The sequence below is a fragment of the Actinomyces dentalis DSM 19115 genome (genome assembly GCF_000429225.1).
Classification (GTDB): domain Bacteria; phylum Actinomycetota; class Actinomycetes; order Actinomycetales; family Actinomycetaceae; genus Actinomyces; species Actinomyces dentalis.
The window spans coordinates 40,167-50,444 of sequence record NZ_AUBL01000033.1; the positions used below are offsets into that span (position 1 = coordinate 40,167).

At 75.4% G+C, this 10,278-nt stretch carries 6 protein-coding genes; all 6 read left to right on the forward strand.

What is annotated here, in order from left to right; translation table 11 throughout:
* Positions 1 to 3: 3 nt before the first annotated feature.
* Complete coding sequence (locus tag G446_RS16915) at positions 4 to 927, forward strand: PP2C family protein-serine/threonine phosphatase (RefSeq protein ID WP_051285818.1); 924 nt, start codon at positions 4 to 6, stop codon at positions 925 to 927.
* Positions 924 to 2,531: an FHA domain-containing protein gene (locus G446_RS19960; RefSeq protein WP_026409841.1), complete on the forward strand. Its 1,608-nt coding sequence runs from the start codon at positions 924 to 926 to the stop codon at positions 2,529 to 2,531. The genes G446_RS16915 and G446_RS19960 overlap by 4 nt, the downstream gene beginning before the upstream one ends.
* The gene (locus tag G446_RS0108575; RefSeq protein WP_026409842.1) at positions 2,524 to 4,185 is read left to right on the forward strand and encodes a serine/threonine-protein kinase; all 1,662 of its coding nucleotides are present in this window, start codon (positions 2,524 to 2,526) and stop codon (positions 4,183 to 4,185) included. The genes G446_RS19960 and G446_RS0108575 overlap by 8 nt, the downstream gene beginning before the upstream one ends.
* A complete protein-coding gene (locus tag G446_RS16920; protein WP_245574649.1) occupies positions 4,182 to 5,006 on the forward strand; it encodes an FHA domain-containing protein in 825 nt (274 codons plus the stop codon). Before G446_RS0108575 ends, G446_RS16920 begins: the two co-directional genes overlap by 4 nt.
* Positions 5,003 to 9,478, forward strand: coding sequence for a type VII secretion EssC family protein (locus G446_RS0108585; RefSeq protein ID WP_026409843.1), 4,476 nt, complete (start codon positions 5,003 to 5,005; stop codon positions 9,476 to 9,478). The genes G446_RS16920 and G446_RS0108585 overlap by 4 nt, the downstream gene beginning before the upstream one ends.
* Positions 9,479 to 9,649: 171 nt before the next feature.
* Positions 9,650 to 10,278 (forward strand): hypothetical protein (locus G446_RS18770; protein WP_211228274.1); only part of this gene is annotated, 629 nt, incomplete at its 3' end.

Below are 10,278 nucleotides of genomic sequence, written 5' to 3' on the forward strand. Positions count from 1 at the left end.
GCCATGGGCAGGCACAGCTACGACCCCGGACAGGAGCCCCGGCCGACCCCCCGGCTCCGCGTCGCCCACGGCGGACTGACCGACATCGGCCTGCTGCGGGCCGTCAACGAGGACGCCTTCCTCGCCGAGCCGCCCGTCTTCCTCGTCGCCGACGGCATGGGCGGGCACCGCGCCGGCGACCTCGCCGCCCGCGCCGCCCTCGACGCCTTCACCGACCTGGTCGGCCAGGAGTTCGTCACCTCCGCCCAGCTCGACGCCGCACTGGCGCGGGCCGCCGCCGACGTGGCCCGGCTCGGCGACGACGTCGGCGCCCCCGGCTGCACCCTGACCGGGCTGGTCCTGTCCCTCCAGGGGGACCTGCCCTGCCTGCACGTGGTCAATGTGGGGGACTCGCGCACCTACCACTTCGCCCAGGACACCTTCTCGCTGGTCACCCGCGATCATTCCGAGGTCCAGGAGCTCATCGACGCCGGCCGCCTCACCCTGAGCCAGGCCCGCACGAGCGCGCGGCGCAATGTCATCACCCGGGCGCTGGGCGCGGGCGCGGGCCCGGTCGTGCCCGTGGACCGCTTCCTCCTGCCCGCCCACGCGGGGGACCGCTTCGTCATCTGCTCGGACGGGCTGAGCGCCCTCGTGTCCGAGCCGGTCATCGAGTCCGTCGTGCGCTCCGCCCGCCCTCCCCGGCAGGTCGCCCGGGAGCTGGTCGATCGGGCCCTGGCCGCCGGCGGAACGGACAATGTGACGGTGCTCATCGTCGATATCATCGATGTGCGCCCCGTCTGGGAGCGCACCGACGTCGACGACGAGACCCTGCCGCCTCAGCGCCGCGCCTCGGAGGACACCCTGCCGCGCCAGCGCCTCATCATCGACGGGAGCGCGGTGCTGCGCCCGACCCGCCCCGCCCCCCGTGTGAAGGATCCCTCATGAACCCCGTCCCGCAGTGGAGCCCCGGCCGGATCCCGGTCGCCGTGAGCGGGGGCGGCGTCATCGCCCTGGACGACGAGCCCGCCCTCGTCGTGCGGCTGTGGGAGGCGATGGAGGCGGGCGCCCCCCTCGCCGACCTCCTGCGCGAACTCGCCGGGGCGCACGGCGGCGACGTCTTCTCCCTGCCCGACTTCCTCGCCGCCGTGCACGAGCCCGACGGGCTGCGGGTGGCGGCCCGCGGGCGCTTCCGGCTCGTGGCGCACGGACCGGCGGGCCGCGACGTCGTGCACGCCCCCGGCGCCATCGCCTGGGAGGAGACGGTCCTGCGGGCCGACGCCGTCGAGCTCCTCCTCGACGACGACGCCGGCGCCCCGGGCGGCGAGCGCCTGCCGCTGCGCTCGGGCGTGGTCAGGGCCGGCGCGCTCCACTGGTCCGCCGTCCCCGGCTCCGCGCCCGCGCCCTCCTGCGGGCCGGCCCGGACGGCGCCGGAGACCGATGAGCCGGCCGGTCCCGACGGGCCGGCCGGGCCGGCGGAGCCCGACGCACCGGTCGCCGCCGCATCCCCTGCCGCCGTGCCGGAGCCGGCCGGGCCCGCCGCGCCGCGCCCCGCCGCGCCGCGCTCCGCCGGGTCGGCCGCGTCCCCGGCTGAGTCCGCCGCCTCCCCGGACGCGCCCGCGTCCCCGGCCCCGGTCCCGGGCGGCGCGCTCACCCTGGGCCCCGAGGACCTCGACGCCGTCCTCGACGCGCCCCCCGAGCCGCCATCGCCCGATCCCGCCCGTCCCGGCCCCGGCGCGGCCGGGGCGGCACCAGGCGCGGCCGGGGCGGACGACTCCCCCTCGCTCGCCGACGCGCAGGCCGAGTTCGGCCACCACTTCCTCTCCCGTCCCGGGGGACCGCCGTCCCCCGCCGAGCCGGGCGGGCCCGTCGGGGCCGACCCCGCCCCGTCCGCCCCCGGCCTCATCCGCGAGGTCCCCGCCCCCGATCTCATCCTCGAGGTGCCCTCGCCGTCTCCCGCCCCGACGCCGGCCCCGCGGGCCGAGGACGCCGAGGACTGGGTGCACGACGGGCGCACCGTCTCCCCCGCCCAGCTGCGCGCCATGCGCGAGGCGGCTGGCGCGGGGGCCGGGCGCGCCCCCGCCGACGGGGCCGACACCGTCCTGGCCGTCCTGTGCGACCAGGGTCACCCCAACGCCGTCCACGCGGTCTCCTGCCGCCGCTGCGGCGGACGGCTCCAGACGGACTCACTGCGCGTGCCCCGCCCGCTCCTGGGGCGCCTGCGCGCCTCGACGGGGGCCGTCGTGGACCTGCGCCACGACGTCGTCGTCGGCCGCGCCCCGGCCGCCACCCCCCGCCCCGGCAGGCCCTCGCCCGAACTGCTCATCATCACCGACGCCGACAAGTCGGCCTCCAAGGTCCACTGCGCCGTGCGCGTGGAGGACTGGGACCTGGCCGTGGAGGACCTGGGCTCCAGCAACGGGACCTTCCTCCTGCGCCCCGGCCGGGCCCCCCGCCGCCTCGCCCCGCACTCGCCCGAACCCCTCGCCGTCGGCGACGTCATCAGCCTCGCCGACGCCGCGACCCTCACCGTGGAGGACGCCGATGAATGACGACGACGCGCCCGCGCCCCCGAGCATCCGCGGCGCCTCCTACCAGCGCTTCATAGGCAGGGGCGGCTTCTCCCACGTCTACCTCTTCCGCCAGCGCCAGCTGGGCCGCGGCGTGGCCGTCAAGGTCCTCGACCGCGAGGTCGACGACCGGGCCCGCCGGCGCTTCGAGGCGGAGACGAGCCTCATGGCCCGCATGTCGCCGCACCCCTCGGTCGTCTCCGTCATCGACGCCGGGCGCGCCGAGGACGGGCGCGAGTACATCGTCATGGAGTACTGCCCGCCGCCCGACCTGGGCAGGATCGCCCGCTCCGAGCCGCTGAGCGTCGAGCAGGCGCTCAAGTACGCCATCCAGGTCGCCGGCGCCGTCGAGACCATCCACCGCGCCGGCTACCTGCACCGGGACATCAAGCCCTCCAACATCCTGCTCACCGAGTACCGCCGCCCCGTCCTGACCGACTTCGGCATCGCCACCCCCATCGAGGCCCAGGACGTGGAGGACGAGTCCGGCGGGGCCTCCCCGCCCTGGGCCCCGCCCGAGCAGCTGCGCGGCGAGGAGGCCCTGACCCTGGCCGCCGACGTCTACGGCCTGGCCGCGACCGTCTACACCATGCTCACCGGCCACGCCCCCCACACCGACCGCGCCCCCGACGGGCGCAACGACCTGCTGTCAATGCTCCAGCGCGCCCAGGCCGGGCGGATCCCGCCGATCACGCGCCCGGACGCGCCCGAGCAGCTGCGCCGCGTCCTGCGCACCGCCATGGCGCCGCGCCCCGAGAACCGCTTCGCCACCGTCCTCGCCTTCGCCCGCGAGCTCCAGCAGGTCCAGCGCAGCCTCGGCCAGGCCCCCACCGAGCTCGACGTCATGGCCGAGCAGCCCGACGTCGGCGCCCGGGGGGCGGACGCCGCCCCGGACGCCACCGTGCTGCGCCCGGTCACGGCGATCGACCCCTACAGCCCCGCCGCGGACTCGGCCGCCGCGGACGCCACCCGCTTCAAGCCCCGCGTCATCACCCCCCTGCCCGAGGGCCGGGACCGCACCGAGGAGCGCACCGTGCTGCGCGGCGAGCTGGACCGGGTCGACACCGCGCCCGGGCCCCGCTTCGACCCCGCGCCGCTCGCGCCGTCCTCCCCGCCCGCGCCCGGGTCCGGCGGGTCCGGATCCGCCGCGCCCGGGTTCGGCGGGCCCCGGACCGGACGGGACCTGCCCGCGCCGGACGCCGTCGGCGCCCGGCGCCCCACCCGCCGGGGCGTGGCCGTCGCCCTGGCGGCGCTGGTCGTCCTGGCCCTCATCGGCTCGGTCGCCTGGTGGTCGCTGCTGCGCGACGAGGGCCACTCCACGGTGGTCGACCGCGCCTCCTCGCCCGCCCCCGACGTCGTCGGACCCCGCAACGGCCTCGTCTCCGACTCCGGCGTGAAGGACCTGACGCTCACCGCCGCCGACGGGCAGGTGAGGGCCACCTGGACCTACGACGGCGAGGCCGCCGGCTTCCTGTACGCCGTCGTCGACCCCGGCGCCCAGAAGGTCGTCCAGGAGACGAAGGAGCCCGCGGTCACCGTCCCCGCCCTGCCGGGGCGCACCTGCCTGGAGGTCGTCGTCCGCTTCGCCGACGGCTCCTCCTCCGACCCCGTCACCGCCTGCACGGACACGCCATGAGCGCCGACAACGCCGAGAGCACCGAGAACGCCGCGAGCGCCACCGCCACCGCCCCCGCCGCCGGGGACGCGCCCGCCGCCGGGGACGCCCCCCTGGTCATTGACTTCTCCGGAGACGTCTTCGAGGTCCGCCCCGGCACGGCCTTCCGGGTGGGCCGCGAGGGCGACCTCGCCCTGGACGACAACCCCTTCCTGCACCGCCACTTCCTCGTCCTGGAGCACGACGCCGGACTGTGGTGGCTGGCCAATGCCGGCACCCGCCTGGGGGCCTCGGTCGCCGAGAGCACGGGGGTCTCCTACTCCCTCGTGGCGCCCGGCACCCGCGTCCCCCTCGTCTTCCCCCGGATGAGCGTCGTCTTCTCCGCGGGCAGGACCACCTACGAGTTGCGGCTGCGGGTCCCCTGCCCCGCCTACGAGCCGACCGTCGATGTGAGCCGCAGCGTCGACTCCGAGACGACCATCGGCCGGATCACCCTCACCGCCAGCCAGCGCCTGCTCATCCTGGCCATCGCCGAGCCCTGGCTGCGCCGGGCCGGGGCCGGCCCCGTGGACCTGCCGCGCAACGTCGACGCCGCCGCCCGCCTGGGGTGGACCCTCACCCGCTTCAACCGCAAGCTCGACAACGTCTGCGACAAGCTCGACGCCGCCGGCGTCAAGGGGGTGCGCGGGGGCTCTCGCGCTCACGCCTCCTTCCGCCGCATGGTGCTCGTCGACTACGCGCTCGCGGCGCGCCTGGTCACCGCCGAGGACCTGCCCCTGCTGGACGGGGCCGCGGCCGCCGGACCCGCCCACTCGACCCGCGCCCCGGAGGAACGCCCATGAAGCTGCGCCTGTCCGTCACCGCCCCCAATGGGATGACGAAGAACCTGCGGATCACCGCGGACGCCACCGCCACGGTCGGCGACGTCGCCGCGGGCCTGGCCGGCGCCGGGCCCGTGCGCGCCGCCGAGCCGGTCGACCCCCGCTCCCGGACCCTGGAGGTGCTCGCCCCCGGCGGCCCGCTCGGCGCCACCCGGCGCACGGGCGCCTCGCTGGGGGGCGGCTCGGGCCGCCTGCTCGACCCGGACCTGCACCTGAACGAGTCCGGTCTGCGCTCGGGGGCGGTGGTGGGGGTGCGCGCCGTGGCGGCGACGCGGGAGAACAACGCCGAGGAGGGCGCCGTCGTCCTCGTGCTGAGCGGGCCCCACGCCGGGGAGAGCTACTCCGTCCCGCTGGGGGCCACCGAGATCGGGCGCTCCTCCCAGTGCGGGATCAGCCTGTCGCGCGACCCCCTGGTCTCCAAGCACCACCTGCGCCTGACGGTGGGCGCCCAGGTCGAGGTCACCGACCTCAACTCCGCCAACGGCCTGCTCATCGGCGACGAGCGGGTGACCAAGCAGACCGTCACCTCCGCCGACGTGGTGACGGTGGGCGATTCCACGCTGCGGATCACGCGCCTGGTGGGGGCCTCCGAGATGCCCGGCGTGACCGACACCACCGACGTCGGCCATATCCGCTCCCCGCGGGTCGTGCCCCGCACGCCCGAGGTCAAGGTGACCCTGCCCGCCGCCCCCCAGCAGGAGGAGAAGGCCCGCTTCCCGCTCCTGGCCCTGGTCGCCCCGCTGGTCATGGGGGCGTTCATGTACCTCATGACGAGGAACGTCATGAGCATCGTCTTCGTGGCCCTGAGCCCCCTGATCATGATCGGCACCTGGGTCGACCAGCGCATCCGCCGGCGCCGGATGCTCAAGCACTCCACCGGGGTCTTCATGACCGCGCTCGCCAAGGCGCGCTCGGACATCAAGGCCGCGCACGCCCGCGAGCGCGTGGCCAGGCTCGCCCAGTACCCCTCCACCGAGGAGGTCCTGACCGACGCCGAGTCCCTGGGCCCGCGCCTGTGGTCGCGCCGCCCCGAGCACCCCGAGTTCCTCCAACTGCGCCTGGGCATCGGCTCGGAGGTGCCGCGCACCGAGGTGGAGGGCATGGATGACGCCACCGCCCTGCCGGTCCACCAGGAGATGATCCAGGAGGTCCGGGCCGTCAACGACCGGATCGTCTCGGTGCCGGTCGTGGCCAATCTGCGCGAGGACGGCTCCCTGGGCGTGGCGGGGCGCCGCGACCGGCTCGACGGCGTGTCGCGGGCCCTGGTCGCCCAGCTCATCGCGCTGCACTCGCCGGCCGAGCTGGCGCTGGTGTGCCTGACCGACCGGGGCGGGCGCGATCGGTGGTCCTGGCTGGAGTGGATCCCGCACACCGCCTCCCCGCACTCGCCCATCGGCCCCATGCAGCTGGCCTGCGACACCCGCACCGGGACCCTGCTGGTCGCCCGCCTGGAGGAGCTCATCGCCCAGCGGGGCCGCGACGGGGCGCCGGGGCTGCGGGGCCCGGCCGAGCACGAGGGCGACGACGAGGGCGACGAGCCCACGGTGCCGGCCGTCGTCGTCCTCGTCGACGGCACCGGGGCGGACCGGGCGCGGCTGACCCGCATCGTCGAGCAGGGGCCGGACGTGGGCGTGCACGTCATCTGGGTCGCCGATCACGTCGAGTCCCTGCCCGCGGCCTGCCGCACCTTCGTCGAGGTCGGCGAGAGCGCCTGCCGCGTCGGGTTCGTGCGCCGCTCGATGACCAGTGACATCGTCGTCGTCGAGACTCTCGAGGCGCAGCGCGCCGCGGGCCTCGGGCGGCTCCTGGCCCCCGTCGTCGACGCCGGCGTCCCGGTCGACGACGAGTCCGACCTGCCCGGCTCCATCTCCTACATCGGGCTGACCGGGGCCGAGCTCGCCGACGACCCCGACGCCCAGGTCGTGCGGTGGAGGGCGAGCCACTCGGTCATTGACCGGGCCGCCGTCGCCCCCCTCAAGCGGCCGGTGAGCCTGGCGGCCCTGGTCGGCCAGGGGGCGGAGGGGCCCCTGGCCCTGGACCTGCGGGTCCACGGCCCGCACGCCCTGGTGGGCGGGACCACGGGCGCCGGCAAGTCCGAGTTCCTCCAGTCCTGGGTCCTGGGCATGGCCCAGGCGCTGTCGCCCGACCGCGTCACCTTCCTCTTCGTCGACTACAAGGGCGGGTCGGCCTTCGCCCGGTGCACGGATCTGCCGCATTCGGTGGGGATCGTCACCGACCTGTCCCCGGCCATGGTGCGCCGGGCGCTGACCTCGCTGCGGGCCGAGCTGCGCCACCGCGAGCACCTGCTCAACGACAAGGGCGCCAAGGACCTGGTCACCCTGGAGAAGAAGGGCGACCCGCAGTGCCCGCCGAGCCTGGTCATCGTCGTCGACGAGTTCGCCGCCCTGGTCAGCGAGGTCCCCGAGTTCGTCGACGGCGTCGTCGACGTCGCCCAGCGCGGGCGCTCCCTGGGCCTGCACCTCATCCTGGCCACCCAGCGCCCGGCGGGCGTCATCAAGGACAATCTGCGCGCCAACACGAACCTGCGCGTGGCCCTGCGCATGGCTGACGAGACCGACTCCCAGGACGTCCTGGGCGAGAAGACCGCCGCCCACTTCCCGCCGGAGATCCCCGGCCGCGCCGCCGCCAAGACCGGTCCCGGGCGCATCACCCAGTTCCAGTCCGCCTACCCCGGGGCGCGCACCTCGGCGCAGACCTCCGCCGCGCAGGTGGCGGTGGAGGAGATGACCTTCGGGCTGCCCCGCCCCTGGCAGGTCCCGCGCCGCGAGGTCGACACGGGCAATGTCAGGCAGGACATCGACCGCGTCGTCGACACCATGGCCCGGGCGGCCGAGCTCGCCGGCATCCAGGAGCCGCGCAAGCCGTGGCTGCCCGAGCTCGCGGCCTGCTACGACCTCAACCACCTCACTCAGAAGCGCGACACCGACATCGTCCTGGGGATCGTCGACGACCCGGACAACCAGGACCAGCACCCCGAGTACTTCCACCCCGACGACAAGGGCAATATCGTCTTCTACGGCGCCTCCGGCTCGGGCAAGTCCACCGCCCTGCGCTCGCTGGCCATCGCCGCCGCGATCACGCCCGAGTCCGGCCCGGTGGACGTCTACGCCATCGACGCCGGCGGCGGCTCCCTGGGCATGCTCGAGGCCCTGCCGCACGTGGGGGCCGTCATCGACTCCGACGACGTCGAGCGCGTCCAGCGGCTCCTGACCCGGCTCGCGCGGATCGTCGACGAGCGCTCCGAGCGCTACTCGGCGGCCCGCGCGGGCACGCTCACCGAGTACCGGCAGATCAGCGACGGCGCGCAGGAGCCGCGCATCCTCCTGCTGGTCGACGGCATCGGGGCCTGGCGCGAGGCCTGCGAGCGCAGCTCCGACGGCCAGGACCTCCTGGACGTCTTCACCCGCCTGCTGGTGGACGGCCGCGCCGTGGGCGTGCACGTGGCCGCCTCCGCGGAGCGGCCCCAGTCCGTGCCCTCGTCCATGACCAGCTCCTTCCTGCACAAGGTGGTGCTGCGTCAGAGCGACGAGGAGGGCTACCTGTACTTCGGGCTGCCCAAGGACGTTCTGAGCCCGACGAGCCCGCCGGGCCGGTGCATGCAGGTGGGCAGCGGCCAGGAGCTCCAGCTGGCGGTCTTCGGCGGCGACGGCAACGTCCTGGCCCAGGCGCGCAAGATCGAGGAGTTCGCGCACTACCTGGAGGCGAACGGGCGCCGTCGCCCCGAGCCGGTGGGCTTCCTGCCGGCCGAACTGTCCCCCCGGGACCTGGCCCGCACCGTGGACGGCCTGCCGGTCATCGGCATGGGCGCGGAGTCGCTCGGCCCGGTGGGCTTCGAGCCGACCGGGACGCTGCTGGTGGCCGGTCCGCCCCAGTCGGGGACCACCAACGCGCTGCGCTGGATCGCCACGTCCATCAAGGAGTGGGACGGCGGGGTGGTCCTGGTGCGCATCGCCCCGCGCCGCAGCCCGCTGGACGGGGTCCAGGACCTGTGGGAGAGCACGGCCTCCACCGAGGAGGGGATCCGCGAGATCCTGGACCTGCTGGACCCGAGCCTGGTCGTGCCGGCGGAGCCGGGGCGCCCCACGATCGCCCTGTTCATCGAGGGGTGCCAGGACATCATCCAGACGCCCCTGGAGACCCCCGTGACCGACGCCGTCAGCAAGATCAAGCGCAACGGCCATCTCGTGGTCGCCGAGGGCGACATCTCGGCCTGGAACTCCATGTGGTCGCTGCCCGCGGAGATGCGCGCCGCGCGCACGGGCCTGCTGCTCCAGCCCGACTCCTCCGACGGCTCCATGATCCTGCGCACGGACACGCCGCGGGTGCGCCAGGGGGAGATGCCGATCGGCCGAGGCTTCTGGATCCACGCCTCGAAGGCCACGAAGGTGCAGGTGCCGTTCATGGACACCTGACCGCCCCGCCGGCCCCGCGGCGCGCCCGCATCCGGCCCGCCCGGCCGGCCCGCCGCCCGCGCCCGGCCCGCCCGCGGGGGTTGATCCCCATCGACTTCCCGCGGACCCGCCCCCTACCGTGGGGGCGACCCGCAACCCCACCCGCTCACGACCACTCCAGGAGGTGCCACGATGTCGGAGCTGAGTCTCCTGCTCATCCACGACGACTACGTCCAGGCCATCGCCTCGCTCAAGCGCATCGAGTCCGGCCTCGACTCCATGACCAACACGAAGGACTCCGTGGCCGACGCCGTCGGGCACTCCGGCCTGGCGGGCGCCTACCGGGACTTCAACGGGGACTGGCGCGCCAAGCGCCGCAAGCTGACCGAGGCGGTTCAGAAGCTGCGCCAGAACTTCGAGGCCAGCAAGGACACCTTCGACCGGATCGACAAAGAGATCGCCGACGCCTACAACGAGAGTCACAAGGGCGATCAGGGCGGCGGCCAGGACGGCGGCGGCGGTCAGGGCGGCCAGAGCCCGAGCCCCGCCCCCGCCGCTCCCGGTGGAGGCGGGGGCGGGGGCGGCGGAGGCGGCCTTGAGGACCCCCGGACCCCCGGCTACACCGCCCCCAGCCAGCTGACGAACCCGGGCTCCGGGGCCGCCCTGGACGACACCACCACCGGCCCGGCCAAGGATCCCTCCCAGGTCACCGGCAAGGGCGGGAACGCCGCCCTGGACGACACCACCACCGATCCGACGAAGGATCCCTCCCAGGTCACCGGCAAGGGCGGGAACGCCGCCCTGGACGACACCACCACCGA